The sequence below is a fragment of the Cupriavidus sp. DF5525 genome (assembly GCF_040149425.2).
Lineage (GTDB): Bacteria > Pseudomonadota > Gammaproteobacteria > Burkholderiales > Burkholderiaceae > Cupriavidus > Cupriavidus pickettii_A.
Map to the genome: position 1 here is coordinate 429,523 of NZ_CP168265.1, position 26,808 is coordinate 456,330.

At 66.8% G+C, this 26,808-nt stretch carries 21 protein-coding genes; 20 read left to right on the forward strand and 1 reads right to left on the reverse strand.

All coding sequences use genetic code 11. The features are described 5' to 3' along the window. Positions 1–166 precede the first annotated feature (166 nt). The 16 genes from ABNX08_RS02135 (at position 167) to ABNX08_RS02210 (ending at position 19,408) form a co-directional block, all read left to right on the forward strand. Positions 167–4,141, forward strand: a complete 3,975-nt coding sequence (locus tag ABNX08_RS02135; RefSeq protein ID WP_022533523.1) for an FAD/FMN-binding oxidoreductase — start codon at positions 167–169, stop codon at positions 4,139–4,141. 9 nt (positions 4,142–4,150) lie between these two features. Continuing rightward, entirely contained in the window at positions 4,151–4,588 is a 438-nt protein-coding gene (locus ABNX08_RS02140; RefSeq protein ID WP_022533524.1) for an HIT family protein, read from the forward strand. A 124-nt stretch (positions 4,589–4,712) separates the two neighbouring features. Beyond that, positions 4,713–6,581 (forward strand): ABC transporter ATP-binding protein/permease, encoded by a 1,869-nt coding sequence (locus ABNX08_RS02145; protein ID WP_022533525.1) that lies wholly within the window; start codon positions 4,713–4,715, stop codon positions 6,579–6,581. A gap of 90 nt (positions 6,582–6,671) precedes the next feature. Further along, positions 6,672–7,094 carry a DUF971 domain-containing protein gene (locus tag ABNX08_RS02150; protein WP_349605490.1) on the forward strand — a complete coding sequence of 141 codons (423 nt, stop codon included), beginning with the start codon at positions 6,672–6,674 and terminating at the stop codon, positions 7,092–7,094. A gap of 31 nt (positions 7,095–7,125) precedes the next feature. Beyond that, positions 7,126–7,857 carry a bifunctional demethylmenaquinone methyltransferase/2-methoxy-6-polyprenyl-1,4-benzoquinol methylase UbiE gene (ubiE, locus tag ABNX08_RS02155; protein WP_349605492.1) on the forward strand — a complete coding sequence of 244 codons (732 nt, stop codon included), beginning with the start codon at positions 7,126–7,128 and terminating at the stop codon, positions 7,855–7,857. A 64-nt stretch (positions 7,858–7,921) separates the two neighbouring features. Beyond that, the gene (locus tag ABNX08_RS02160; RefSeq protein WP_022533528.1) at positions 7,922–8,899 is read left to right on the forward strand and encodes a Tim44 domain-containing protein; all 978 of its coding nucleotides are present in this window, start codon (positions 7,922–7,924) and stop codon (positions 8,897–8,899) included. A gap of 135 nt (positions 8,900–9,034) precedes the next feature. Next, positions 9,035–9,706, forward strand: coding sequence for an SCP2 sterol-binding domain-containing protein (locus ABNX08_RS02165; protein ID WP_041680936.1), 672 nt, complete (start codon positions 9,035–9,037; stop codon positions 9,704–9,706). A gap of 68 nt (positions 9,707–9,774) precedes the next feature. After that, positions 9,775–11,352 (forward strand): ubiquinone biosynthesis regulatory protein kinase UbiB, encoded by a 1,578-nt coding sequence (gene ubiB / locus ABNX08_RS02170; RefSeq protein WP_022533530.1) that lies wholly within the window; start codon positions 9,775–9,777, stop codon positions 11,350–11,352. Positions 11,353–11,390: 38 nt separating this feature from the next. After that, a complete protein-coding gene (locus tag ABNX08_RS02175) occupies positions 11,391–12,011 on the forward strand; it encodes a methyltransferase domain-containing protein (protein ID WP_022533531.1) in 621 nt (206 codons plus the stop codon). Between the two features lie 284 nt (positions 12,012–12,295). After that, complete coding sequence (locus ABNX08_RS02180; protein ID WP_022533532.1) at positions 12,296–13,732, forward strand: sodium:solute symporter family protein; 1,437 nt, start codon at positions 12,296–12,298, stop codon at positions 13,730–13,732. 220 nt (positions 13,733–13,952) lie between these two features. Next, complete coding sequence (locus ABNX08_RS02185; protein WP_349605494.1) at positions 13,953–14,294, forward strand: FmdB family zinc ribbon protein; 342 nt, start codon at positions 13,953–13,955, stop codon at positions 14,292–14,294. A gap of 14 nt (positions 14,295–14,308) precedes the next feature. Continuing rightward, positions 14,309–15,031 carry a DUF502 domain-containing protein gene (locus ABNX08_RS02190; protein WP_022533534.1) on the forward strand — a complete coding sequence of 241 codons (723 nt, stop codon included), beginning with the start codon at positions 14,309–14,311 and terminating at the stop codon, positions 15,029–15,031. Between the two features lie 75 nt (positions 15,032–15,106). Beyond that, positions 15,107–16,912, forward strand: a complete 1,806-nt coding sequence (gene aspS / locus ABNX08_RS02195; RefSeq protein WP_022533535.1) for an aspartate--tRNA ligase — start codon at positions 15,107–15,109, stop codon at positions 16,910–16,912. 213 nt (positions 16,913–17,125) lie between these two features. Continuing rightward, a complete protein-coding gene (locus tag ABNX08_RS02200) occupies positions 17,126–18,049 on the forward strand; it encodes a hypothetical protein (RefSeq protein ID WP_349605496.1) in 924 nt (307 codons plus the stop codon). A gap of 88 nt (positions 18,050–18,137) precedes the next feature. Further along, on the forward strand, positions 18,138–18,629 hold the full coding sequence (nudB, locus tag ABNX08_RS02205; RefSeq protein ID WP_022533537.1) for a dihydroneopterin triphosphate diphosphatase: 492 nt from the start codon (positions 18,138–18,140) through the stop codon (positions 18,627–18,629). Next, positions 18,626–19,408 (forward strand): endonuclease/exonuclease/phosphatase family protein, encoded by a 783-nt coding sequence (locus ABNX08_RS02210; protein WP_022533538.1) that lies wholly within the window; start codon positions 18,626–18,628, stop codon positions 19,406–19,408. Before nudB ends, ABNX08_RS02210 begins: the two co-directional genes overlap by 4 nt. 10 nt (positions 19,409–19,418) lie before the next feature. Here the strand turns inward: ABNX08_RS02210 and mobB are convergent, their stop codons facing one another. After that, the gene (gene mobB / locus ABNX08_RS02215; protein WP_022533539.1) at positions 19,419–19,934 is read right to left on the reverse strand and encodes a molybdopterin-guanine dinucleotide biosynthesis protein B; all 516 of its coding nucleotides are present in this window, start codon (positions 19,932–19,934) and stop codon (positions 19,419–19,421) included. A gap of 93 nt (positions 19,935–20,027) precedes the next feature. Between mobB and clsB the strand changes: the two genes are divergently transcribed. From clsB to ABNX08_RS02235, 4 genes are all read left to right on the forward strand, one after another. Further along, complete coding sequence (clsB, locus tag ABNX08_RS02220; RefSeq protein ID WP_022533540.1) at positions 20,028–21,437, forward strand: cardiolipin synthase ClsB; 1,410 nt, start codon at positions 20,028–20,030, stop codon at positions 21,435–21,437. 355 nt (positions 21,438–21,792) lie between these two features. Beyond that, the gene (locus ABNX08_RS02225) at positions 21,793–22,383 is read left to right on the forward strand and encodes a TetR/AcrR family transcriptional regulator (RefSeq protein ID WP_041680939.1); all 591 of its coding nucleotides are present in this window, start codon (positions 21,793–21,795) and stop codon (positions 22,381–22,383) included. A 73-nt stretch (positions 22,384–22,456) separates the two neighbouring features. Continuing rightward, entirely contained in the window at positions 22,457–24,244 is a 1,788-nt protein-coding gene (locus ABNX08_RS02230) for an acyl-CoA dehydrogenase C-terminal domain-containing protein (protein ID WP_022533542.1), read from the forward strand. A gap of 124 nt (positions 24,245–24,368) precedes the next feature. Continuing rightward, on the forward strand, positions 24,369–26,792 hold the full coding sequence (locus ABNX08_RS02235; RefSeq protein WP_349605498.1) for a 3-hydroxyacyl-CoA dehydrogenase/enoyl-CoA hydratase family protein: 2,424 nt from the start codon (positions 24,369–24,371) through the stop codon (positions 26,790–26,792). The last annotated feature ends 16 nt before the right edge of the window (positions 26,793–26,808 follow it).

A 26,808-nucleotide genomic window follows, 5' to 3' on the forward strand; every position in this document is an offset into this window, starting at 1 on the left:
GCACCACGGCAGGGCGCCACTGCCACCGCCCAAAGATCGCCTAATCCCTTGTTCCGACAAGGATTCCCTGATGCTGCGGTGCGGCGAAACCGGGCCTTGCAGTACAATCGCCCTTTAATGAACGATTCGCGCACTGTCCCCGTGCGCAGCAGGAAGCGGTCCCCCAATGAACGCCCCACTCGTGCTCGACGCCAAGCTCGCCGCGCAGGACGCCCCCCCGCGCCTGCGTGAGATTCCCTATAACTACACGTCCTTCTCGGACCGCGAGATTGTCATCCGCCTGCTGGGCGAGGAAGCCTGGCGCATCCTGGACGAGCTGCGCAGCGAGCGCCGCACCGGCCGCTCCGCCCGCATGCTGTACGAAGTGCTAGGCGATATCTGGGTGGTTCGCCGCAATCCCTACCTGCAGGACGACCTGCTGGAAAATCCCAAGCGCCGCCAGATGCTGGTCAGCGCGCTGCATCACCGCCTGAACGAGATCGAGAAGCGCCGCGCCGCCGACCGTGCCGAGCACGCCGAGCCCGCCGCCGAGGACCGTTCGCACCGCGTGGAGCAACTGGTCGCCTTCGCCAAGCAGGCGATCGAGGATTTCAAGAACGAATTCGCCGCGGCCTATGACCTGCGCAAGCGCGCGCAGCGCGTGCTGGGCAAGGTCACGCAGAAGGACAACATCAAGTTCGACGGCCTGTCGCGCGTCTCGCACGTGACCGACGCTACCGACTGGCGCGTGGAATACCCGTTCGTCGTGCTGACGCCCGACACCGAGGAAGAGATCGCCGGCCTGGTCAAGGGCTGCTTCGAGTTGGGCCTGACCATCATCCCGCGCGGGGGCGGCACCGGCTATACCGGCGGCGCCGTGCCGCTGACGCCGATGAGCGCGGTGATCAATACCGAGAAGCTGGAGCAGCTCGGCCCGGTCGAGGAAACTGACCTGCCCGGCGTGTCGCGCAAGGTTGCGACCATCTTCTCCGGCGCCGGCGTGGTGACGCGCCGCGTGGCCGACGCGGCCGACAAGGCCGGCCTGGTGTTCGCGGTCGACCCGACCTCGATCGATGCCTCGTGCATCGGCGGCAACGTGGCCATGAATGCCGGCGGCAAGAAGGCCGTGCTGTGGGGCACCGCGCTGGACAACCTGGCCTGGTGGCGCATGGTGGACCCGGAGGGCAACTGGCTGGAAATCACCCGGCTGGACCACAACCTGGGCAAGATCCACGACGTGCCGGTGGCCACCTTCGAGCTGAAGTGGTCGGACGGCAACCGTGCGCCGGGCGAGAAGGTGCTGCGCACCGAGACGCTGGCCATCGAGGGCCGCAAGTTCCGCAAGGAAGGCCTGGGCAAGGACGTCACCGACAAGTTCCTGGCCGGCCTGCCGGGCGTGCAGAAGGAAGGCTGCGACGGCATCATCACCAGCGCGCGCTGGATCCTGCACCGCATGCCGAAGTTCATCCGCACGGTGTGCCTGGAGTTCTTCGGCCAGGCGCGCGACGCCATCCCGAGCATCGTCGAGATCAAGGACTTCCTCGACGCCGAGACTAGGAAGCCCGGCGGCGCCATCCTGGCCGGCCTGGAGCACCTGGACGAGCGCTACCTGCGCGCGGTCGGCTACGCCACCAAGAGCAAGCGCAACGCCTTCCCGAAGATGGTGCTGATCGGCGATATCGTCGGCGACGATGAAGACGCCGTGGCGCGCGCCACCTCGGAAGTGATCCGCATGGCCAACGGCAAGAGCGGCGAAGGCTTTATCGCCGTCAGCCCCGAGGCGCGCAAGAAATTCTGGCTCGACCGTTCGCGTACCGCAGCGATTGCGAAGCATACCAACGCCTTCAAGATCAACGAAGACGTGGTGATCCCGCTGAACCGCATGGGCGAGTACACCGACGGCATCGAGCGCATCAATATCGAGCTGTCGATCAAGAGCAAGCTCAAGCTGGTCGACACGCTGGAAGCGTTTTTCGCGCGCGGCAACCTGCCGCTGGGCCGCAGCGACGACGCCAATGAGATCCCCAGCGCTGAATTGCTGGAAGACCGTGTGCAGCACGCGCTGACGCTGCTGCGCGAGATCCGCGCGCGCTGGCGTTACCTGCAGGACCATATGGACGTGCCGCTGACGCAGGCCAAGGCCTCGCTGATCGGGCATGGACTGGGACTGCTGGGGCAGGAGTTCGATGCGCGCCTGCAGCATCAGCCTGACGCCACCGTGTTCCACCTGCTGCAGGACCGCACCATCCGCGTGTCGTGGAAGGCCGAGATCCGCGCCGAGCTGCGCAAGATCTTCAACGGCGGCGAGTTCAAGCCGATCCTGGACGAGGCCCAGAAGATCCACAAGCAGGTGCTGCGCGGCCGCGTCTTCGTGGCGCTGCACATGCACGCCGGCGACGGCAATGTGCACACCAATATCCCGGTGAACTCCGACGACTACGACATGCTGCAGGACGCGCACCGCGCGGTGGCCCGCATCATGGCGCTGGCGCGTTCGCTCGACGGCGTGATCTCGGGCGAGCACGGCATCGGTATCACCAAGCTGGAATTCCTCACCGAGGAAGAGATCGGCGACTTCCGCGCCTACAAGGCCAAGGTCGACCCGCAGGGCCGCTTCAACAAGGGCAAGCTGCTGCCCGGCGCCGACCTGCGCAATGCCTACACGCCGTCGTTCGGCCTGATGGGGCATGAGTCGATCATCATGCAGCAGAGCGATATCGGCGCCATTGCCGAGAGCGTCAAGGACTGCCTGCGCTGCGGCAAGTGCAAGCCGGTGTGCGCCACGCACGTGCCGCGCGCCAACCTGCTTTACAGCCCGCGCAACAAGATCCTGGCGACTTCGCTGCTGATCGAGGCCTTCCTGTATGAAGAGCAGACCCGCCGCGGCATCTCGGTCAAGCACTGGGACGAGTTCTCCGACGTGGCCGACCATTGCACGGTCTGCCACAAGTGCGTGACGCCGTGCCCGGTCAAGATCGACTTCGGCGACGTGTCGATGAACATGCGCAACCTGCTGCGCAAGATGGGGCAGAAGAAGTTCAACCCCGGCACCGCGGCGTCGATGTTCTTCCTGAACGCCACCAACCCCGAGACCATCAACCTGACCCGCAAGGTCATGATCGACTGGGGCTACAAGGCGCAGCGCCTGGGCAACGAGGTGCTGAAGAAGTTCGCCAGGAAGCAGACCGCGCATCCGCCCGCGACCGTGGGCAAGCCGCCGGTGCGCGAGCAGGTGATCCACTTCATTAACAAGAAGATGCCGGGCAACCTGCCCAAGAAGACCGCGCGCGCACTGCTCGATATCGAGGACAACGAGATCGTGCCGATCATCCGCGACCCGAAGGCGACCACGCCGGAATCGGAAGCGGTGTTCTACTTTCCGGGCTGCGGCTCGGAGCGGCTGTTCTCGCAGGTCGGGCTGGCCACGCAGGCGATGCTGTGGCACGTCGGTGTGCAGACCGTGCTGCCGCCTGGCTACCTGTGCTGCGGCTATCCGCAGCGCGGCAACGGCCAGTACGACAAGGCCGAGAAGATCGTCACCGACAACCGCGTGCTGTTCCACCGCGTGGCCAACACGCTGAACTACCTCGACATCAAGACCGTGGTGGTCAGCTGCGGCACCTGCTACGACCAGCTCGCCGGGTATGAATTCGACAAGATCTTCCCGGGCTGCCGCATCATCGACATCCACGAATACCTGCTCGAGAAGGGCGTGAAGCTGGAGGGCGTGACCGGTACGCGCTACATGTACCACGATCCCTGCCACACCCCGATCAAGACCATGGACCCGACCAAGCTGGTCAACGACCTGATGGGCGGGAACACCGGTCTGGGCAAGATCGAGAAGAACGAGCGCTGCTGCGGCGAGTCCGGCACGCTGGCGGTGACGCGTCCGGACATCTCGACGCAGGTCCGCTTCCGCAAGGAAGAGGAGATGACCAAGGGCGCCGACAAGCTGCGCGCCGACGGCTTCACTGGCGACGTCAAGATCCTGACCAGCTGCCCGTCCTGCCTGCAGGGGCTTTCGCGCTACAACGAAGATGCTTCGGTGCAGGCGGATTACATCGTGATCGAGATGGCCAAGCACCTGCTGGGCGAGAACTGGATGCCCGAGTACGTGGCCAAGGCCAATGCGGGTGGCATCGAGCGGGTGCTGGTGTAAGTCGCGACGATGGCGCGTTCTGCTAACTGCCCGCTCTGCCAGACCGACGGCGGCGAACTGGTCTGGATGGGCGACCGCGCCCGGCTGATCCTGGTCGAGCATGACCGCTTCCCGGGCTTCTGCCGCATCGTCTGGAACGATCACGTGGCCGAGCTCAGCGACCTGGACGATGCCGACCAGGCCTGGCTGATGCGGCTGGTGGCGCGCGTGGAGCGGGTGGTGCGCGAGGTGATGACGCCGGACAAGGTCAACCTGGCCGCCTTCGGCAACATGGTGCCGCACCTGCACTGGCATATCATCCCGCGCTATCGCTGGGACACGCATTTCCCTGAGGCGATCTGGGCTGCGCCGCAACGCGCGGCGGATGCCGTGCGCGTGCAGGAGCTGGCCAGCCGGCTGCCCGCGCTGCGTACGGCACTTTCGCTGCTTGAATCGGATGATGCCTGAGGCTTGACGCGGAACCCGCGCCTGCCCGCAACCGTCTGACTGCTGTCGCAGCCGTGGCCAGCCGCCGCGGCATCCAGAACAACAAGCCCGGCCCGCATCCGCTGGCGGGCCAAGAGCTGCCGCTATGTCCTCGACCACCCCGACTTCCGTCACCGTACCGGGCCCGGCCGTCCCTGCCAGGGCCCTCAAGATCCAGAGCCGGCTGCGCATGGCCGCGACCTGGGCGTTGATCAAGCCCTACTGGAAATCCGAAGACCGCGTGGCGGGCCTTGGCCTGCTCACCCTGGTGATCGCGCTGAACCTGGGCATCGTCTATATCAACGTGCTGCTCAACGAGTGGAACCGCGTGTTCTACAACGCGCTGGAGCAGCGCGACTATGCCTCGTTCAAGGTCCTGCTGCTGCGTTTCTCGTGGATTGCCGGCTTCTATATCGTTGCCTACCTGTCCCGCCAGTACTACACGATGATGCTGCAGATGCGCTGGCGTACCTGGATGACCGGCCAGTTCATGGACCGGTGGCTCGGGCACCAGGCGTACTACCGCATCGAACAGACCCACACCACCGACAACCCCGACCAGCGGATCGCGGACGACCTGCGCCTGTTCACCGACGGTGGCCTGTCGCTGTCGCTGGGACTTCTCAACTCGGTGGTGACGCTGATCTCCTTCGTCGGCATCCTGTGGACATTGTCGGGGCCGATCAGTTTTGCGCTGGGTGGCAGCGAGCTGATGATCCCGGGCTACATGGTCTGGTTTGCGGCAGGCTACGCCGTGGTCGGATCGCTGGTCGCGCACTTCGTCGGGCGTCCGCTGATCGGCCTGAACTTCCAGCAGGAACAGTACGAGGCGGATTTCCGTTTTACGCTGGTGCGGCTGCGCGAGAACAGCGAGCCCGTGGCGCTGTACCGCGGCGAGCCGACCGAGAAGGCAGGGCTGCGCGCACGCTTCGACCGCATCCGCGCCAACTGGAACCAGCTGATGCTGTACACGCGGCGCCTTAACTTCGTCAGCTCCGGCTATGCCCAGTTCGCCATCATCTTCCCGATCCTGGTGGCCGCGCCGCGCTACTTCGCCGGCAAGATGACGCTGGGCGGGCTGATGCAGATCAGCTCCGCCTTCGGCCAGGTGCAGGGCGCGCTGTCCTGGTTCGTCGACAGCTACGCCACGCTGGTGGGCTGGAAGGCGGCGGCCAACCGCCTGATCGATTTCCAGGAAGCGATCCGCGTGGCCGAGCGCCAGGACCTGGCGCCGGGCGGCACGCGCGATATCGAGGTGGTGCACACCGGCAAGCCGCAGGACGGCATCACCATCGACGGCCTCGCCCTGGCGTTGCCGGTGCGGGCGGCGCGCGGCGCGGCCGTGGGCCAGCGGCCGCTGGTGGCGCCGTTCTCGCTGTCGGTGGCGCCGGGCGAGCGCTGGCTGGTCAGCGGCCCGTCGGGCTGCGGCAAGAGCGTGCTGTTCCGCGCGCTGGCCGGGATCTGGCCGTACGGCAGCGGCACGGTGACCATGCCCGAGGGTGCGCGCATGCTGTTCCTGCCGCAGCGCAGCTACCTGCCGATTGGCACGCTGGCCGATGCGCTGGCCTACCCGGACGCCGGCACCGCGCACGACAAGGAAGCGCTGCAGGTGGCGCTGCGCCAGGCGCGGCTGGCCGCGCTGGTGGACCAGCTCGACGTGTTCGACAACTGGTCGCTGCGGCTGTCGCCGGGCGAGCAGCAGCGGCTGGCCTTTGCGCGCGCGCTGCTGCAGAAGCCCGACTACCTGTTCCTGGACGAGGCCACCAGCGCGCTCGACGAGGAAACCGAGGGCGCCATGTACAAGCTGATGGTGGAGTCGCTGCCCGGCGCGGCGATCATCAGCATCGCGCACCGCAGCACCGTCGCGGCTTACCACGGCCGGCGCCTGCGCTATGTGCCGCAGGATGGGGAAGCCGCCCGGGCTGCGCAAGCCGGCGAGCCTGGGGTAAGCTATCGAGTTGTATGCGAAGCGTGAGGCGGCGCGGCGGCGTTCCCGGCGCCGCACCTGTCCTGTCACGCTGAAATCACCCTATCAGGAGCGCCCGTAGCACGGGCCGCGATCATCATGGCAGGCCTGGACAAAGACACCCCCCATCCCACCGCGCTGACGGTCCACACGCAATCCCGCGTGCTGGAGATCGGCTTCGACAACGGCCGCAGCTTCCGGCTGCCGTTCGAGCTGCTGCGCGTGTATTCGCCGTCCGCTGAAGTCCAGGGCCACGGCCCGGGGCAAGAAGTGCTGCAGACCGGCAAGCGCGAGGTCGGCGTCGCCGCGGTCGAGCCGGTCGGCAACTACGCCATCCTGATCCGCTTTTCCGACGGCCATGACACCGGCATCTATTCCTGGGACCTGCTGTACCGCCTCGGCGACAACCAGGATGCGCTCTGGCAGGACTACCTGCAGCGCCTGGAAGCCGCCGGCGCGGACCGCGACACCCAGATGCCTGCCGCCGGCGCCGCCGGCGGCCACGGCTGCGGCCATCATTGAGCCGCCCCCGACAATCCTGGAGTCTTGAGAGATGAGTGAAACCCACTTCGGGTTCGAAAAGGTCGACGAAGAGGAGAAGGCCGGCAAGGTCGCCGGCGTGTTCCATTCGGTGGCGAGCAAGTACGACGTGATGAACGACCTGATGTCGGGCGGCATGCACCGGCTCTGGAAGATGTTCACCATCGCCCAGGCCGGCGTGCGGCCCGGCCACAAGGTGCTGGACATCGCCGGCGGCACCGGCGACCTGGCCAAGGCCTTCGCGAAGCAGGCCGGCCCGACCGGGCAGGTCTGGCTGACCGATATCAACGAGTCGATGCTGCGCGTGGGCCGTGACCGGCTGCTGAACAAGGGCATCGTCACCCCGGTATGCCTGTGCGACGCCGAGCACATCCCGTTCCCGGACAATTACTTCGACCTGGTCACGGTGGCCTTCGGCCTGCGCAACATGACGCACAAGGATGCCGCGCTGGCCGAGATGCGCCGGGTGGTCAAGCCGGGCGGCAAGGTCATGGTGCTGGAGTTCTCCAAGGTGTGGAAACCCCTGGAGAAGGCCTACGACGTCTATTCTTTCAAGGTGCTCCCCTGGTTGGGGGAGCGCGTGGCAGGGGATGCCCCCAGCTATCGCTATCTCGCGGAATCGATCAGAATGCATCCAGACCAGGTCTCACTTGTACGCTTGATGGAACATGCCGGCCTGGATAATGTCGAATACTTCAATCTGACGGCCGGAGTGGTGGCGCTCCACGTCGGGCGGAAGTATTAGAAAGAACTTGAAATCGCCATGCCTCGCCCCAAGATAGGGTGAAACTGACAGGGGATAACAGAATATGTCGTCAATTCGTGGGAAGTTCCTGGTGGGGTCGCTGATTACCGCGATTGCCTTGGGAGTGATGTTCGACGCCAATGCCAAGCGCATGGGCGGTTCGCGCAGCATCGGGAAGCAATCTGAGTCGGTCACGCAGCGCCAGCAGGCGCCGCAGCCCACTTCGCCGACCCAGCAGGCGCAGCAGCCCGCACAACAGGCAGCTCCGGCAACGGCCGGCGCAGCCGGCGCGGCCGCGGCCGCGGCGCCCAAGCGCAACTGGGGCGGCATCCTGGGCGGCATCGCCGCCGGCCTGGGTATTGGCTGGCTGCTGTCGCACTTCGGCCTGGGCGGCGCGGCGCTGAGCTTCCTGTCCAACCTGATCCTGATCGCGCTGGTCGCGTTCGCCGCGATCTGGCTGATCCGCAAGTTCCGCGGCGGCAGCAAGCGCACCCAGCAGCCGGCCTTCGCTGGTGCCGGTAACGCCCCGAACCTGGGCCGCAACGCCGAGCCCATGCTCCGTGAGCCGACGCCCGTCCCTTCGGCTAGCCCGGCCACCAACACGGTACTGCCCGCGGCGGCAGCCGCACCGCTGGCAGCCGATGCCGTGGCCCAGCAGCCGTGGGGCGTGCCGGCCGACTTCGACACCGAAGCCTTCATGCGCAACGCCAAGGTCCACTTCGTGCGCCTGCAGGCCGCGTGGGACGCCGGCAACCTGGAGGACATCCGCGAGTTCACCACGCCGGAAATGTTCGCCGAGATCAAGATGGACCTGGCCGAGCGCGGCGCCGAAGTCAACAAGACCGACGTGGTCACGCTGGAAGGCCAGCTGCTCGGCATCGAGTCGACGCCGGCCCAGCATATCGCCAGCGTGCGCTTCTCGGGCATGATCCGCGAGAAGGCCGGCGAGGTGGCCCAGCCGTTCGGCGAGGTGTGGAACCTGGCCAAGCCCGCCAGCGGTACCGGCGGCTGGCTGCTGGCCGGCATCCAGCAAGAGTCCTGATGCCGCACCCCCCCTGGCGATGATGCGCCGGGGGGAGTAGCTTAGAATGGAGGCCCACGTGAAAGCGTGGGCCTTTTTGTTTGGGACGCCCGACGTGCAGCGTCGCTGCCCGTCTGCCAGCCAACCCACGCCACCATGAACACTCTGCCTACCGCCCTGGCCACGCCCGCCGTCTCGGCGCTGAACCACCTGCTCGAGCAGGAGCCGTGGGCCCGCAACCAGCTGGCGCCGTTTGCCGGGCGCGTGATCCGTTTCGATGCGGCCGCCTTCGTGCTGTCGCTGAAGGTCACCGAGCACGGCTGCACGGAAATGGCGCCCGAGGTCGAAGCGCCCGCGGTGACGCTGCGCGTGCCATTGCAGCAGTGGCCGCTGGTGGCCGCCGATGTGGCCGAAGGCGGGCAGGCCGCCGCCATGCGCCACGTGCGCATCGAGGGCGATGCCGAACTGGCCAACACCGTGTCGACGCTGGCGCGCAACGTGCGCTGGGACGCCGCCGAGGACCTGTCGCGCGCGTTGCGCGGCATCCTGGGCGGGCCCGTCAGCGACAGCGTGGCGCAACGCGTGGTCGACGGCGCGCGCCAGGTGCATGAGCAGGCCACGCGCGTGGGCCGCGCGCTGGTGGACAACGTCACCGACTACCTGCTGGACGAGCATCCGACGCTGGTGCGGCATGCCGCGCTGGAGGAATTCGGCACCGAGGTGGGCCGGGTTCGCGACAGCCTGGCCCGGCTCGAGAAACGGCTGGAGCGCCTGGAGCGCGGCGGCCCGGCCGGCCAGGCCACCAGGCTGCCGTCCCCGCACCGCTGAGCGGGCTGCGCCCGCGTATCCATCAACCCACAACGTGACTGCCCGCCCGGCCTCGTGAAGACTCCCGAATGACCCGCCTCCTGCGCCTTGGCAAGATTCTCTTCGTCATCCTTTACTACGGCCTGGACGAGCTGGTGCTCTCCGGCTTCCGCAGCCGCCGGATCCGCTTCCTGGTGCGCGTCATCACCATCGGCCGCAAGCTCGACGTGCCGCGCGGCGTGCGGCTGCGGCTGGCGCTGACGCGGCTGGGCCCGATCTTCGTCAAGTTCGGCCAGGTGTTGTCGACCCGGCGCGACCTGATGCCGCCGGATATCGCCGACGAACTGGCCAAGCTGCAGGACCAGGTGCCGCCGTTCGATTCGGTGGTGGCGGTGAAGATCATCGAACGCGCGCTGGGGCGCCCGCTTAACGAATTGTTCGAAACCTTCGAGCACCAGCCGGTGGCCAGCGCCTCGATCGCACAGGTCCACTTCGCCACGCTCAAGGGCGGCCCCAGCCACGGCCGCGAAGTTGCGGTGAAGGTGCTGCGCCCCGGCATGTTGCCGGTGATCGACAGCGACCTGGCGCTGATGCGCGACATGGCGACCTGGCTGGAACGCTTCTGGGCCGACGGCAAGCGCCTCAAGCCGCGCGAGGTGGTGGCCGAGTTCGACAAGTACCTGCACGACGAACTCGACCTGATGATCGAGGCGGCCAACGCCAGCCAGCTGCGCCGCAACTTTTCCGACACCAGCCTGCTGCTGGTGCCCGAGGTGTTCTGGGACTGGTGCAGCAGCACCGTGTTCGTGATGGAGCGCATGCACGGCATCCCGATCTCGCGCACCGAATCGCTGAAGGCCGCGGGCGTCGACATGGACCTGCTGGCGGAAGAGGGCGTCGAGATCTTCTTCACCCAGGTGTTCCGCGATGGCTTCTTCCATGCCGACATGCACCCGGGCAACATCCTGGTGTCGGTGCAGCCCGAGACCTTCGGCCGCTATATCGCGCTGGACTTCGGTATCGTCGGCGCGCTGTCCGAGTTCGACAAGAACTACCTGGCGCAGAACTTCATCGCCTTCTTCCGGCGCGACTACCACCGCGTGGCGCTGCTGCACGTGGAGTCCGGCTGGGTGCCGCCCGAGACCCGCGTCGAAGAGCTGGAAAGCGCGGTGCGGGCCTGCTGCGAGCCGTACTTCGACAAGCCGCTCAAGGAAATCTCGCTGGGCATGGTGCTGATGCGCCTGTTCCAGACCTCGCGCCGCTTCAATGTCGAGATCCAGCCGCAACTGGTGCTGCTGCAGAAGACGCTGCTCAATATCGAAGGGCTGGGCCGCCAGCTCAACCCCGACCTGGACTTGTGGAAGACCGCCAAGCCCTTCCTGGAACGCTGGATGCACGAGCAGGTGGGCTGGAAGGGCGCGTGGGAACGGGTCCAGGTGGAGGCGCCCCTGTGGGCCAAGATGCTGCCCGACTTCCCGCGCCTGGCGCACCAGTTCCTGGAGCGGCGCGCGCTGACCAGCAACGGCGAGCAGGACAAGCTGCTGGCGATGCTGGTCCTGGAGCAGCGCCGCACCAACCGGTTGATCGGCACCACGCTGCTGCTGGTGGGCGGCTTTGTCGCCGGCATCGTGCTGACGCATGTGCTGGCCTGGGCCGGGTACTGGTAGACCCGCGGCAGGCATTGATTGACCGAACAGAGGAGACCATGACCGATCCCGCCAAGCCGGCACCCCAGTTCGCCACCCGCAACGCCGCCGATCCCGCCTTCTGGGACGAGCGCTTCGAACAGGGCTTCACGCCCTGGGACCTGGGCGGCGTGCCCGAGGAATTCCGCCAGTTTATCGATAGCCGAGCGCCTTGCCCCACGCTGGTGCCCGGCTGCGGCAACGGCTGGGAGGCCGCCTGGCTGTTCGAGCGCGGCTGGCCGGTGACGGCGATCGACTTCTCGCCGCAGGCGGTGGCCTCGGCCCGGCGGGCGCTGGGTGCCGCCGGCGAGGTGGTGCAGCAGGGGGATTTCTTCACCTTCACGCCGCAGCCACCGTGCCAGCTGGTCTACGAGCGCGCCTTCCTGTGCGCGCTGCCGCCGGCGATGCGTGCCGCCTATGCCGCCCGGGTGGCCGAATTGCTGCCGCCGGGCGGGCTGCTGGCCGGCTACTTCTACCTGGGCGAAATCCAGGGCGGGCCACCCTTCGCGATGCCGGCGGCCGAGCTGGACGCGCTGCTGGCGCCGGCCTTCGGGCGCATCGAGGACCAGCCCTCGGCCGCGCCGCTGCCGGTCTTCCAGGGGCAGGAGCGCTGGCAGGTCTGGCGCCGGCTGGCCGGCTGAGCGGGTCCGCCGGCCAGCCCTTGTGGCGGCAGCGATGCATCGCGTGGCGCATTTGCGCCATCGGGGAATTTTTTTCGCCCACGCTGGTCTGCGTCGCTATAATCCGCGTTTTGATTCGGCTACGACCGCAGGCCCGGCCGCGTTATCCGCCCCCAGCGCGGGAACGCCAAGCAGCTCTTTATGCGGCCCCGACCGATGAATTGGACTCCGGGCAGATGTATACCCATGCGCCGCCCGGCATTCGGTTTTTCGCCACAAGGGCACTTTCTGCATAGGGCAGCGGCATGCTGATCTGGTTCGTCATCATCTACTGGGTAATCTCGGTCGGCATCGGCCTGTGGGCGGCGCTGCGCGTGCGCAATACCACCGATTTCGCCGTCGCCGGGCGCAGCCTGCCGTTCCACATCGTCACCGCCACCGTCTTCGCCACCTGGTTCGGCTCCGAGACCGTGCTGGGCATCCCCGCCGTATTCCTGAAAGAAGGCCTGTCGGGTGTCGTTTCCGATCCCTTCGGCTCGTCGCTGTGCCTGATCCTGGTAGGCCTGTTCTTCGCCCGGCCGCTGTACCGGATGAACCTGCTGACCATCGGCGACTACTACCACAACCGCTATGGGCGGCTGGCCGAGGTGCTGACCACGCTCTGCATCGTGGTGTCCTACCTGGGCTGGGTCGCGGCGCAGATCAAGGCGCTGGGGCTGGTGTTCTATACCGTGTCGGATGGCGCGCTGTCGCAGGAGGCCGGCATGATGATCGGCGCGGCCAGCGTGCTGGTCTATACGCTGTTCGGCGGCATGTGGTCGGTGGCGATCACCGACTTCATCCAGATGATCATCATCGTGATCGGCATGCTCTATATCGGCTACGAGGTCAGCGGCCAGGCCGGCGGCGTCACCGCCGTGGTCTCGCACGCGGCCGCAGCCGGCAAGCTCGAGTTCCTGCCATCGCTCGATATCGTGCAGATCATCGGCTTTGCGGCGGCGCTGTTCACCATGATGCTGGGCTCGATCCCGCAGCAGGACGTGTTCCAGCGCGTGACTTCCTCGCGCACCGAGCAGATCGCCGGGCGCGCCTCGGTGCTGGGCGGCGTGCTGTATTTTTGCTTCGCCTTTATCCCGATGTTCCTGGCGTATTCGGCCACGCTGATCGACCCGGGCATGGTCGGCAAGTACATCGATACCGATTCGCAACTGATCCTGCCGCAGCTGATCCTGCAGCACGCGCCGATGTTCGCGCAGGTGATGTTCTTCGGCGCGCTGCTGTCGGCAATCAAGAGCTGCGCCTCGGCCACGCTGCTGGCTCCGTCGGTGACCTTTGCCGAGAACATCCTGCGCCCGTACTTCCGCCACCTGGATGACAAGCAGTTCCTGCGCGTGATGCAGGCCGTGGTGCTGGTATTCACCACGCTGGTGACGCTGTTCGCGCTGAACTCGCACCTGTCGATCTTCCATATGGTCGAAAATGCCTACAAGGTTACGCTGGTGTCGTCGTTCGTGCCGCTGGCCTTTGGCATGTTCTGGAAGCACGCCACCCGCCAGGGCGGGCTGGCGGCGATCCTGCTGGGCCTGTCGTCGTGGCTGACCTGCGAGGTCGCTTTTGCCGATGCGGTGGTGCCGCCGCAGATGGTGGGCCTGATGTTCTCGATCAGCGGCATGGTGGTCGGTTCGCTGCTGCCGCAGTGGATTGCGGATCACGCGCCGGTCAAGGAAGTGCATATCGCCTGACCGCGCCTGACGGGCAGCCCGGCCCCGCCGCCGTGCCCGGCGCCCGGAACCCCCTCATTTCCGGCCATCAGCCAGCCCCGGAACGGTTTATAATTCAAGGCTTTGCATCGCCATGTGGGTCGGCGGGCGCGCGGTTTTCCGCGGTCCACGCAGTTTCCGGCCCCGGCGGCGATGCCCGCCTTTGTACCGATCCCGACGTTTTTCTCGCGAAATTAACACCATGCCGATCTATGCCTACCGTTGCGACGCCTGCGGCCACGGGCGCGATGTGCTGCAGAAAATGAGCGATGCCCCGCTGACCGACTGCCCGTCGTGCGGCACCGCTGGCGCGTTCAAGAAGCAGCTGACCGCAGCCGGTTTTCAGCTCAAGGGCTCCGGCTGGTACGTGACCGACTTCCGCGGCGGCAGCGGCGGTGCCAGCGCGCCCGCCAAGGCCGCTGATGCCGCTGGTGCGGGTGGCGCGGCCGCGGCCAGCGCCCCGGCCGCGGCTGAGTCGTCGACCAGCACCGCCTCGGCCACGCCGGCCGCCGGCGGTTGCGGCAGCGCCTGCGCTTGCCACTGAGCCGGACCCGCCCCGTGGTCGCAAAGAAGACTTCTGCCCTCAAGACCTGGTTCCTGACCGGGCTGCTGGTGCTGGTGCCGCTGGGCATCACGCTGTGGGTGCTCAGCCTGATCATCGGCACGATGGACCAGAGCCTGGCGCTGCTGCCCGAGGCCTGGCGCCCGGACCAACTGCTGTTCGGCAAGCGCGTCACCGGCCTGGGCGCCATCCTGACGCTGCTGGTCATCCTGCTGGTCGGGCTGCTGGCGCACAACTTCATCGGCCAGCGCCTGGTGCGTTGGTGGGAAGCGCTGCTGGGCCATATCCCGGTGGTGGGCCCGATCTACACCAGCGTCAAGCAGGTCTCCGACACGCTGCTGTCGTCCTCCGGCAATGCTTTCCGCAAGGCGCTGCTGGTGCAGTACCCGCGTGAGGGCTCGTGGACCATCGCCTTCCTGACCGGGCGCCCCGGCGGCGACGTGCAGAACCACCTGCAGGGCGAGTACGTCAGCGTCTACGTGCCGACCACGCCCAACCCGACCTCGGGCTTCTTCCTGATGATGCCCAAGGCCGACACCATCGAACTCGACATGACCGTCGACGCCGCGCTCAAGTACATCGTCTCGATGGGCGTGGTGGCACCGGCCGAACTGCCCCGCAAGAACGGCGGCGCGGGCCGCCCGGACCATCCGGCAGCCGCTACCAATCCGGCGGGCAAGGCCAGCAGCGAGGAAGCGGTCGAGACCACCGATCCTTAAGCACTCAAACTGATCACGGGCCGTCCGGGTTACACCATGCGCTTCGGGCGGCCGCGTTTTACCGGGAATCTCCTTATGTCCTCCATGCGTACTCACTACTGCGGTCTGGTGACCGAACAATTCTCGGGCCAGGAAGTGGCCCTGACCGGCTGGGTCCAGCGCCGCCGCGACCATGGCGGCGTGATCTTCATCGACCTGCGTGACCGCGAAGGCCTGGTGCAGGTGGTGTGCGACCCGGACCGCCCGGAGATGTTCAAGGCCGCCGAAGAGATCCGCAATGAGTTCTGCATCCGCGTCACCGGCAAGGTCCGTCCGCGTCCGGCCGGCACCGAGAACGCCAACCTGACCTCGGGCAAGATCGAAGTGCTGTGCCACGAGCTGACCGTGCTGAACCCGTCGGTCACACCCCCGTTCCAGCTCGACGACGACAACCTGTCGGAAACCACGCGCCTGACGCACCGCGTGCTGGACCTGCGCCGCCCGCAGATGCAGTACAACCTGCGCCTGCGCTACAAGGTGGCGATGGAAGTGCGCAAGTACCTGGACGCCCAGGGCTTTATCGACATCGAGACCCCGATGCTGGGCAAGAGCACGCCCGAAGGCGCGCGCGACTACCTGGTGCCGTCGCGGGTGAACCCGGGCCACTTCTTCGCGCTGCCGCAGTCGCCGCAGATCTTCAAGCAGATGCTGATGGTCTCGGGCTTCGACCGCTACTACCAGATCACCAAGTGCTTCCGCGACGAAGACCTGCGCGCCGACCGCCAGCCCGAGTTCACGCAGATCGACTGCGAGACCTCGTTCCTGAGCGAGCAGGAGATCCGCGACCTGTTCGAGGACATGATGCGCACGGTGTTCAAGAACGCGATCGACGTCGACCTGGACGCCTTCCCGGTGATGGAGTTCCGCGAGGCCATGGCCCGCTTCGGCTCGGACAAGCCTGACCTGCGCGTCAAGCTGGAATTCACCGAGCTGACCGAAGTGATGAAGGACGTCGACTTCAAGGTGTTCTCGGGCCCGGCCAACAGCGACAACGGCCGCGTGGTCGGCCTGCGCGTGCCGGGCGGCGGCCAGATCTCGCGCGGCGAAATCGACGCCTACACCCAGTTCGTCGGCATCTACGGCGCCAAGGGCCTGGCCTGGATCAAGGTCAACGAAGTGGCCAAGGGCCGCGACGGCCTGCAGTCGCCGATCGTCAAGAACCTGCACGATGCCGCCATCGATGAAATCCTGAAGCGCACCGGCGCCCAGGACGGCGACATCATCTTCTTCGGCGCCGACAAGGCCAAGGTCGTCAACGACTCGATCGGCGCGCTGCGCCTGAAGATCGGCCATTCCGACTTCGGCAAGGCAAACGGCCTGTTCGAGGACGCCTGGAAGCCGCTGTGGGTGGTCGACTTCCCGATGTTCGAGTACGACGAGGAAGACGCCCGCTGGGTGGCGATGCACCACCCGTTCACCAGCCCCAAGGACGAGCACCTGGAATACCTGGAGACCGACCCGGGCAAGTGCCTGGCCAAGGCCTACGACATGGTGCTGAACGGCTGGGAAATGGGCGGCGGCTCGGTGCGGATCTTCCGTGCCGACGTGCAGAGCAAGGTGTTCCGCGCGCTCAACATCAACGACGATGAAGCCCGCGCCAAGTTCGGCTACCTGCTGGACGCGCTGCAGTACGGCGCGCCCCCGCACGGCGGCCTGGCCTTCGGCCTCGACCGTATCGTCACGATGATGGCCGGCGCCGACTCGATCCGCGACGTGATCGCCTTCCCCAAGACCCAGCGTGCCCAGGACCTGCTGACCCAGGCCCCGAGCTCGGTCGACGAGAAGCAGTTGCGCGAGCTGCATATCCGCCTGCGCGCCGCCGAGCCCAAGCCGACGGCCTGAGCCGACTGACGTCTGTCGCAAGGAAGCCGCGCATTTGCGCGGCTTTTTTGCTTTGTGCGCAACGTCGGACCGCCACACAGTGGTGCCGGCGGCGCATTAGTTTCGATTTGTTACCGGTCGGAACGAAGGGCGCCGCCACCGGGTCTGCTTTCTTTGACACGTAATTTGCCGAGGGGCCGCGCGATGAAGGCTCCCGGCACTCGGGAGAAATTCGTGAACCTGGATGTCGACCTGATCCGCCAGTTCCTGCTGGCCCATGACCAAACCATCATCACCTGGCTGGTGGCGGGATTGCTGATGATGCTGCTGGCGCGCTTCGAACTGCGCCGCGCCGTGCGCCGCTCGGCGCAGGCGATGTCCGAATCGGTGGCCACCACCGTGGCGGCGTGCGTGCCCGATATCGCCCACGCGGTGCAGTCGGCTGCGCCCGCGGCGGCGGCCGAGCCGGTGGAACAGCAGCGCGCCGATGCGCTGCGCCGGCTGGCGCTGGATACCGTCGGCGCGGTGATGACGCGCGGCCGCTGGCTCGACGAACTGGGCAACCTGCGGCTGGCCGATGACGCGCTGCTGCCCGGCCAGCGTGCCGGCGGCGCCGACCCGCTGCTGGTGGTAGCGCCGCAGCCGGTGGTGCAGGCCTACCTGGGCGCGCAGCGCGTGTTCGAGGACGAGGCCGCCCAAGTGCAGGGGCTGCGCCGCGACGCCCAGAGGCTGCAGGAATCTTTGCACGCCCTGGACGCCGAAGCCGCGCATATCGAGCACGAAACCGGCAGCATCGTGCTGCGTTTCGAGCAGGTCAACGCGCAGGCCGCGCAGGGTGTGGATGGCGGCGATTACCAGCGCTTCCTGATCCAGAAGTACAACACGCTGGGCCAGCGCGAGAAGGAGATCGCACAGGAGCGGGGCCGGCTGCAGGCCGAAGCCCGGCACCGCGCCGATGCACTGGCCGAGCAGGCCCATGCCGCATCGCAACGCTACCGCCGCGCGCTCGCGCCGCTGATGGACCAGTTGCGCGCCGCATGGGGCCATGGCGATTCGCCGCAGGTGTTCGATACCTGGCAACGCAGTACCGATCCTTTCTACATCCCACCACACAGCGCACCACACAGCGCACCACACAGCGCGCGCGACGCCGCATAAGGGAAGATGGAGCAGGGCAGCGCGGCGCTTTCGCGTGGCAAGCGGGCGCGGCTGCGCTATCCTTGGGTTTGTCCTATCGCCCAGTCCCATGCCCTACAAGATCCCGGAATCCGTGCTGGTGGTGATTTACACGCCAGATCTTCAAGTCCTGCTGCTGGAACGCGCCGACCGCCCCGGCTTCTGGCAATCCGTGACCGGCAGCCTCGATACCCTGGATGAACCGCTGGCACTGACCGCGGCGCGCGAAGTGGCCGAGGAAACCGGCATCATCGCCAGCGAGCACCAGCTCACCGACTGGGGCCATTCGATCCAGTACGAAATCTACCCGCAGTGGCGCCACCGCTACGCCGATGGCATCACGCGCAATACCGAACACTGGTTCGGCCTGCGCGTGCATGAGGTGCTGCCGGTGACGCTGGCGCCGCTCGAACACCTGCAATACCAGTGGCTGCCATGGGAGCAGGCCGCGCAGCAGTGCTTTTCCAGCAGCAATGCGGAAGCGATCCGCCAGCTCGCCTGGCGCGCTGAAGGGGCTGAAGGGTCCGGCGGGCGGCAGGCGGCGTGCGGAGCGCAGCCATGAAGCTGCGCGTGGTCACCTACAACATCCACAAGGGGGTGACCGGCATCTCGCGGCGACCGCGCATCCAGAACGTGCGCGCGGGCCTGCATGCGATGGATGCGGACATCGTGTTCCTGCAGGAAGTGCAGGACCGCAACGACCGGCTGGTGGCGGCGGCGCTGTTTGATCCCGAGCACACCCAGCTCAACTACCTGGCCACCGATGCCTACCCGCATTCCGTCTACGGGCGCAATGCGGTCTATGAGCACGGCCATCACGGCAACGCGATCCTGTCGCGCCATCCGATCCTGATGTCCGAAAACCTCGATATTTCCGATCACCGTTTCGAACAGCGCGGGCTGCTGCATGCGGTGGCCGATGTCCATGGCATCGAAACCCACCTGATCTGCGTGCACTTCGGCCTGTTCGCCCGCAGCCGCGCGCGCCAGGCCGAGGCGCTGGTCGAGCGCGTGCGCACCGTGGTGCCGAACGGCGTGCCGCTGGTCATCGCCGGCGATTTCAACGACTGGAACCACCGCCTCGACGCGCAGATCTGCAATACGCTTGGCGCAGTGGAGGCCTCGCACGCGCGCGGCGGGCGGCTGCACACTTTTCCCAGCCATATGCCGTGGTGGCAGCTCGACCGCATCTATGTGCGCGGCTACGAGATCGAGCGTGCACACGCCCTGACGGGCCGCGACTGGGCCCAGCGCTCGGACCACGTGCCGCTGGTGGCGGAGCTGGGCCATCCGCAGGGCGAAGGGGACGTAACGCCGGCACCGGCCGACAAGGCGGCCTGAAGCCGCGGCGTCAGCGTCCGACGGCCGGGTAGTCGCGGATAAAGGCGAACACCGCCTGCGTGTCGTTCAGATCCAGCACCGGCAGCGAGGTCATTGCCGAGACCGCCGCCGGCTCGTCGCTGGCCACGGCCACCACGCCCGGTACCTCGTCCCACAGCGGCGTGCGTCCCAGCGCCGGGCGGTAGACCTCCAGCTTCGGGAAATCACTGCGCTTGTAGCCCTCCACCAGCACCAGGTCGGTATCCGGCGGGAGCACCGCCAGCGCGTCGTCCAGTTCGGGCGAGGGCACCGCTTCCGGGTAGTGGCGCATCAGCGTCAGATGGCGCGCGCCGACCAGCACGACATTGGCGCAGCCGGCCTCGCGCATGCGCCAGGAATCCTTGCCGGGCGTGTCGGGATCGAAGCCGTGATGGGTGTGCTTGACGCCGGCCACGCGCAGGCCGGCGGCGACGAAGCAGGGAATGAGCTGGTCGAGCAGCGTAGTCTTGCCGCTGCCGGACGAGCCGGTAATGCCGAATACCTTCACGATCGGTTCCGTTGGGGCGTCTTTGGTCGGATGCCTGGCGAGATGGCCCGCCGGCAATGCATCGGCATCGACGATAGCAGAGATGCGAGGGCAATGTGCACGCGGCGCCTTCCGTCGGGAAATCTGTCCGATAATCTCGGCATGTCACGGATATCCCCCTCCGCCCCCGCCGCGCGTCCAGGGGCTCCGGCGGACCGTGCGGCCGGCCAGACCGCGCACGACCTCGCCGCCGCCGCCGATGCCGCCATGCGCGACCCGGCAGCCCATGGCGATCCCGCGCAGCGCCACCGCATGCTGCGCTGGACCTGGCGCCGCGGCAGGCCCACCTCCGGCAACACGGTGCGGCTGCTGCGCGGCGGCCAGGACTTCTTCCCGGCGCTGATCGCCGCGATCGACCAGGCCGTGTTCCAGGTGATCCTGGAAACCTACATCTATGCTGATGACGAGGTTGGCCGCGCGGTCAGCGACGCGCTGATCCGCGCCGCCGCGCGCGGCGTGTCGGTGCGCGTGACGGTGGACGGCTTCGGCGCCGGCGACATGCCCGCCGAGATGGCCGAGCGGCTGAGCGCCAGCGGCGTGCAGTTGCGCGTCTACCGCGTGCTGCGCGGCTTCCGGCTGGCGCGGCGCCACCTGCGTCGCCTGCACCGCAAGCTCGCGGTGATCGACCGGCGCGAGGCCTTTGTCGGCGGCATCAATATCATCGACGACCACAACCACGGCCCGTTCGAGGGAGCCAATCTCGGGCCGCGCTACGACTTCGCCGTGCAAGTGAGCGGGCCGCTGGTGGACCACATCGCGCTGACCGCCGAGCGGCTCTGGTGGCGGCTGTCGCTGCGCGACGTGCACGGCAGCGACCGCGCCGCCGCGGTGGCCGAATACCCTCTTGTCACCGACCTGCCGCCGCGACCGGAGCCGCAAGGCGGCGTGCGCGCGGCGCTGCTGCTGCGCGACAACCTGCGCAACCGCCGCACCATCGAGCGTGAATACCTGCGCGCGCTGGGCGCCGCGCGCCACGACGTGATCCTCGCCAACGCCTACTTCCTGCCCGGCCACAAGATGCGCCGCGCGCTGCTGGCCTGCCGCCGGCGCGGCGTGCGCGTGCGACTGCTGTTGCAGGGGATGGTCGAATACCGGCTGCAGCACTACGCCACGCACGCGCTGTACGCTTCGCTGCTCGAGGCCGGCGTCGAGATCTACGAATATGCCGACAGCTTCCTGCATGCCAAGGTCGGCGTGGTCGACGAAGCCTGGGCCACGGTGGGATCGAGCAATATGGACCCGTTCAGCCTGCTGCTGGCGCGCGAAGCCAATGTCGCCGTTTATGATGCGGCCTTTGCCGCGGAGCTGCGCGCGGCGCTGGAGCGCGCCATTGCGCACCGCAGTGTGCGCGTGATGCCCGAGGTGCATGCGCGCCGCTCGCCGCTGCACCGGTTCGCCAACTGGTCGGCCTATATGTTGTTGCGCCTGGGTGTCATCATTGCGGGCGTGACCGGCCGCTACTGAACGACGCCGCAGTGTGCGTTTGCTGCCATGCGACAACGGTTCCGCTGCGATGCGGCTGAAACCGGGTGCTGCGCAAGCGGTGACGGACATGCTGCATTGCAGTCCGTTTAGAAACACCGGTCTAATTAAAAGCTTGATGGTCGACTGCTGCGCCAGAATAATCTGAACGACCGTTCTTTTTTGGCTTAGACTGCGTGCATTCGCGGTATGCACCGGCAAATCCGCCGGTCGGCCGCAAGCAAGAAATGCAACGTCAGGGTCATACGCGATGCCGCAGCAGGGCACCGCAGAACGGAGAAAAAACATGCGACACCAGTCAGCCCGTCTCGAATCCGCCGCCGCTTCCCCCGCGCCCATGCGCAAGGGTGAGATGACGCGCGTGGCGATTTTGGATGCCGCACTGGAACTGTCGTCCCGCGACGGGCTCGAGGGTCTGACCATCGGCCTGCTCGCGGAACGCATGCAGATGAGCAAGAGCGGTGTCTTCGCGCACTTCGGTTCGCGCGAAGACCTGCAGGTGGAGGTGGTGCGGGAGTATCACCGCCGGTTCGAGCAGGAGGTCTTCTACCCTTCCTTGCAGGAACCGCGCGGACTGCCCCGGCTGTGGTCGATGGTGCGGCGCTGGATGGAGAAGCGCATCCAGGAAGTGACGACGGGATGCATCTACATCAGCGGCGCCGTGGAGTACGACGACCGCGCCGGCAGCCTGGTGCGTGACGAACTGGTCAAGAGCGTCACCATCTGGCGGGCAGCGATCACACGCGCCATCAACCAGGCCAAGGAAGAGGGGCACCTGCGCGCGGACTGCGATCCGCGCCTGATGCTGTTCGAGATGTACAGCCTTGAACTAGGCTTGCATCATGACGCCCGTTTCCTGCGCCTGCCTGACAGTGCCGAGCTTGCCATGGTCGCGCTCAACAAACTGATTCAGTCTTACCGTACCTGAGGTCGCCGGTCGGGCCGTCGCGCGCAAGCGGGGCGGGCGGGTGGCGGCATCGCACAACTCCAAGGAGTCTCAGATGGGCCAGTACACCGCACCGTTGCGCGACATGCAGTTCGTGCTCCATGAACTGCTCGGCGCCGAAGCCGAACTCAAGGCGATGCCGCCGCACGCGGACATCGACGCGGACACCATCAACCAGGTCATCGAGGAAGCCGGCAAGTTCTGCTCGGACGTCGTGTTCCCGCTCAACCAGGTGGGCGACCTTGAGGGCTGCACCTACGCCGGCGACGGCGTGGTCAAGGCCCCCACCGGCTTCAAGGAAGCCTATCAGCAGTACGTCGAGGCCGGCTGGCCTGCGCTGGCGTGCGACCCGGCCTTCGGCGGCCAGGGCCTGCCGATCGTGGTCAACAACGTGGTGTACGAGATGTTCAACTCGGCCAACCAGGCGTGGACCATGTACCCGGGCCTGTCGCACGGCGCGTATGAGGCGCTGCATGCGCACGGCACGCCCGAGCTGCAGCAGGCCTACCTGCCCAAGCTGGTGTCCGGCGTCTGGACCGGCACCATGTGCCTGACCGAGCCGCACTGCGGCACCGACCTGGGCATCCTGCGCACCAAGGCCGAGCCGCAGGCCGACGGCTCCTACCTGCTGACCGGCACCAAGATCTTCATCTCCGCGGGCGAGCACGACCTGGCCGAGAACATCATCCACCTGGTGCTGGCCCGCCTGCCGGACGCGCCGGGCGGCACCAAGGGCATCTCGCTGTTCGTCGTGCCCAAGTTCATTCCCGATGCCAGCGGCAACCCGGGCGAGCGCAACGGCATCAAGTGCGGCTCGATCGAGCACAAGATGGGCATCCACGGCAACGCCACCTGCGTGATGAACCTGGACGGCGCACGCGGCTGGCTGGTGGGCGAGCCTAACAAGGGCCTGAACGCCATGTTCGTGATGATGAACGCCGCCCGCCTGGGCGTGGGCGCGCAGGGCCTGGGCCTGACCGAGGTGGCGTACCAGAACTCGGTCACCTACGCCAAGGACCGCCTGCAGATGCGCGCGCTGACCGGCCCGAAGGCGCCGGAGAAGGCCGCCGACCCGATCATCGTGCACCCCGACGTGCGCCGCATGCTGCTGACGCAGAAGGCCTATGCCGAGGGCGGCCGCGCCTTCAGCTACTGGACCGCGCTGCAGATCGACCGCGAGCTGTCGCACCCGGACGAAGCCGTGCGCAAGCAGGCCGGCGACCTGGTCGCGCTGCTGACGCCGGTGATCAAGGCCTTCCTGACCGACAATGCCTTCACCTCGACCAATGAGGGCATGCAGGTGTTTGGTGGCCACGGCTACATCTCCGAATGGGGCATGGAGCAGTACGTGCGCGACGCCCGCATCAACATGATCTACGAAGGCACCAACACCATCCAGGCGCTGGACCTGCTGGGCCGCAAGATCCTGGGCGACATGGGCGCCAGGATGAAGGCCTTCGGCAAGATCGTGCAGGAGTTCGTGGAAGAAGAGGGCACCAACGAAGCCATGCAGGAGTTCGTCAACCCGCTGGCCGACCTGGGCGACAAGGTGCAGAAGCTCACCATGGAAATCGGCATGAAGGCGATGGGCAATGCCGACGAAGTGGGCGCCGCCGCGGTGCCGTACCTGCGCGTGGTGGGCCACCTGGTGTTCTCGTACTTCTGGGCCCGCATGGCCAAGATCGCGCTGGAGAAGGAAGGCAGCGGCGACAAGTTCTACACCGCCAAGCTGGCCACGGCGCGCTTCTATTTTGCCAAGCTGCTGCCGGAAACGGCCGCCGAGATCCGCAAGGCGCGCGCCGGCTCGGCCACGTTGATGGCGCTGGACGCAGACCTGTTCTGATCTGACCTGCATGGCCGACCCCTTCTGAGGGTTGCTCCCCTCTCCCAAAGGGAGAGGGGAGCAACCACCCAGCAATGGAAAAGCCCACACTCTCATCTCAACGCTCACTAATCTAGGAGCGCGCATGTCCAATTTCATCGTCAAGAAAGTCGCCGTGCTGGGTGCCGGCGTCATGGGGGCGCAGATCGCCGCCCACCTGATCAACGCGCGCGTGCCCGTGGTGCTGTTCGACCTGCCCGCCAAGGAAGGCCCGAAAAACGGCATCGCGCTGCGCGCCATCGAGAACCTGAAGAAGCTTTCGCCCGCGCCGCTGGGCATCAAGGACGAGGCCGGCCTGATCCAGGCGGCCAACTACGAAGACGACATCGCCCTGCTGAAGGAGTGCGACCTGGTGATCGAGGCGATCGCCGAGCGCATGGACTGGAAGCACGACCTGTACAAGAAGGTGGCGCCGCACCTGGCCACGCACGCGATTTTTGCGACCAACACCTCGGGCCTGTCGATCACGTCGTTGTCCGATGGGTTTGATGCGGACCTGAAGTCGCGCTTCTGCGGCGTGCACTTCTTCAACCCGCCGCGCTACATGCACCTGGTCGAACTGATTCCGACCGCGACCACGCAGCCGGAGATCCTCGACCAGCTGGAAGCCTTCCTGACCACCACGCTCGGCAAGGGTGTGGTGCGTGCCAAGGACACGCCAAACTTCATCGCCAACCGCGTCGGCATCTTCTCGATCCTGGCCGTGTTTGCCGAGGCTGACAAGTTCGGCATCCCGTTCGACGTGGTCGACGACCTGACCGGCTCCAAGCTGGGGCGCGCCAAGTCCGCCACTTTCCGCACCGCGGACGTGGTCGGCCTGGATACCATGGCGCACGTGATCAAGACCATGCAGGACAACCTGCACGACGACCCGTTCGCGCCGGTGTACAAGACCCCGGCCGTGCTCAAGGGCCTGGTCGATGCGGGCGCGCTGGGCCAGAAGACCGGCGCCGGCTTCTACAAGAAGGAAGGCAAGGCGATCAAGGTGCTCGACGCCAAGACCGGCCAGTACGTCGAGTCCGGCAAGAAGGCCGACGAGATCGTCGTGCGCATGCTGAAGAAGGAACCGGCCGAGCGCATCAGGCTGCTGCGTGAATCGACCAACCCGCAGGCACAGTTCCTGTGGTCGGTGTTCCGCGACGTGTTCCACTACATTGCCGTGTATCTGGAGCAGATCGCCGGTTCCGCCGCCGATATCGACCTGGCGATCCGCTGGGGCTTCGGCTGGAACTCGGGTCCGTTCGAGGACTGGCAAGCGGCCGGCTGGAAGCAGGTGGCCGAGTGGGTGAAGGAAGATGTGGAAGCCGGCAAGGCACTGTCCGCCGCGCCGCTGCCCGCATGGGTATTCGAAGGTCCCGTGGCCGAGAACGAGGGCGTGCATGCCGCCGCCGGCTCGTGGTCGCCGGCCACGCAGTCGTTCGTCGCGCGCAGCACGCTGCCGGTGTATCAGCGCCAGGCGTTCCGTGCCTCGCTCAAGGGCACGGCCGAGATGGATCCGCGCAAGGCCGGCCGCACCATCGAAGAGAACGACGCCGTGCGCATCTGGGTCAGCGAAGGCCAGGACGACGTGCTGGTGGTCTCGTTCAAAAGCAAGATGAACACCATCGGGCCGGACGTGATCGACGGCCTGACGCGCGCCATCGACCTCGCCGAGGCGGCCTACAAGGGCGTGGTGGTGTGGCAGCCGACCTCGCTGCAGCTCGGCGCGCCGGGCGGCCCGTTCTCCGCGGGTGCCAACCTGGAAGCGGCGATGCCCGCCTTCATGATGGGCGGTGCCAAGGGCATCGAACCGTTCGTCAAGAAGTTCCAGGACGGCATGATGCGCGTCAAGTACGCCTCGGTGCCGGTGGTGTCGGCGGCGTCCGGTATCGCGCTGGGTGGCGGCTGCGAGTTGATGCTGCACTCGGCTGCACGCGTGGCGGCGCTGGAAACGTACGTGGGCCTCGTCGAAGTTGGCGTAGGCCTGGTCCCGGCTGGCGGCGGCCTGAAGGAAGCCGCGCTGGCAGCCGCTCGTGCCGTACAGGCAGCGGGCAGCACCAACTACCTGCAGTTCCTGACCAGCCGCTTCCAGAGCGCGGCGATGGCCAAGGTCTCGGCCTCGGCGTTGGAAGCGCGCCAGATGGGCTACCTGCAGCCGTCCGACAAGATCACCTTCAATGTGCACGAACTGCTCTATGTGGCGCAGAACGAAGTGCGTGCGCTGGCCAACGCCGGCTACCGCGCGCCGCTGCCGACGTTGATCCCGGTGGCCGGCCGCTCCGGCGTCGCCACGATCAAGGCGTCGCTGGTCAATATGCGCGACGGCGGCTTTATCTCCGCCCACGACTTCCTGATCGCTACCCGCATCGCCGAAGTGGTCTGCGGCGGCGACGTCGAGGCAGGCTCGCTGGTGAGCGAGGAATGGCTGCTGGCGCTGGAGCGCAAGGCCTTCATCGACCTGCTCGGCACCGCCAAGACGCAGGAGCGCATCATGGGCATGCTGCAGACCGGCAAGCCGGTGCGCAACTAATCAGGCAAGCGAGGAA

What these genes read in the sequence shown, in the direction of transcription:
- clsB (WP_022533540.1), top strand. Translation starts at nt 20,028, where the DNA reads ATGTGCACGCGGCGCCTTCCGTCGGGAAATCTGTCCGATAATCTCGGC.
- ABNX08_RS02140 (WP_022533524.1), top strand. Translation starts at nt 4,151, where the DNA reads ATGGCGCGTTCTGCTAACTGCCCGCTCTGCCAGACCGACGGCGGCGAA.
- ABNX08_RS02165 (WP_041680936.1), top strand. Translation starts at nt 9,035, where the DNA reads ATGAACACTCTGCCTACCGCCCTGGCCACGCCCGCCGTCTCGGCGCTG.
- ABNX08_RS02225 (WP_041680939.1), top strand. Translation starts at nt 21,793, where the DNA reads ATGCGCAAGGGTGAGATGACGCGCGTGGCGATTTTGGATGCCGCACTG.
- ubiB (WP_022533530.1), top strand. Translation starts at nt 9,775, where the DNA reads ATGACCCGCCTCCTGCGCCTTGGCAAGATTCTCTTCGTCATCCTTTAC.
- ABNX08_RS02185 (WP_349605494.1), top strand. Translation starts at nt 13,953, where the DNA reads ATGCCGATCTATGCCTACCGTTGCGACGCCTGCGGCCACGGGCGCGAT.
- ABNX08_RS02180 (WP_022533532.1), top strand. Translation starts at nt 12,296, where the DNA reads ATGCTGATCTGGTTCGTCATCATCTACTGGGTAATCTCGGTCGGCATC.
- ABNX08_RS02145 (WP_022533525.1), top strand. Translation starts at nt 4,713, where the DNA reads ATGTCCTCGACCACCCCGACTTCCGTCACCGTACCGGGCCCGGCCGTC.
- ubiE (WP_349605492.1), top strand. Translation starts at nt 7,126, where the DNA reads ATGAGTGAAACCCACTTCGGGTTCGAAAAGGTCGACGAAGAGGAGAAG.
- aspS (WP_022533535.1), top strand. Translation starts at nt 15,107, where the DNA reads ATGTCCTCCATGCGTACTCACTACTGCGGTCTGGTGACCGAACAATTC.
- ABNX08_RS02150 (WP_349605490.1), top strand. Translation starts at nt 6,672, where the DNA reads ATGGCAGGCCTGGACAAAGACACCCCCCATCCCACCGCGCTGACGGTC.
- ABNX08_RS02210 (WP_022533538.1), top strand. Translation starts at nt 18,626, where the DNA reads ATGAAGCTGCGCGTGGTCACCTACAACATCCACAAGGGGGTGACCGGC.
- ABNX08_RS02175 (WP_022533531.1), top strand. Translation starts at nt 11,391, where the DNA reads ATGACCGATCCCGCCAAGCCGGCACCCCAGTTCGCCACCCGCAACGCC.
- ABNX08_RS02160 (WP_022533528.1), top strand. Translation starts at nt 7,922, where the DNA reads ATGTCGTCAATTCGTGGGAAGTTCCTGGTGGGGTCGCTGATTACCGCG.
- ABNX08_RS02230 (WP_022533542.1), top strand. Translation starts at nt 22,457, where the DNA reads ATGGGCCAGTACACCGCACCGTTGCGCGACATGCAGTTCGTGCTCCAT.
- nudB (WP_022533537.1), top strand. Translation starts at nt 18,138, where the DNA reads ATGCCCTACAAGATCCCGGAATCCGTGCTGGTGGTGATTTACACGCCA.
- ABNX08_RS02135 (WP_022533523.1), top strand. Translation starts at nt 167, where the DNA reads ATGAACGCCCCACTCGTGCTCGACGCCAAGCTCGCCGCGCAGGACGCC.
- ABNX08_RS02235 (WP_349605498.1), top strand. Translation starts at nt 24,369, where the DNA reads ATGTCCAATTTCATCGTCAAGAAAGTCGCCGTGCTGGGTGCCGGCGTC.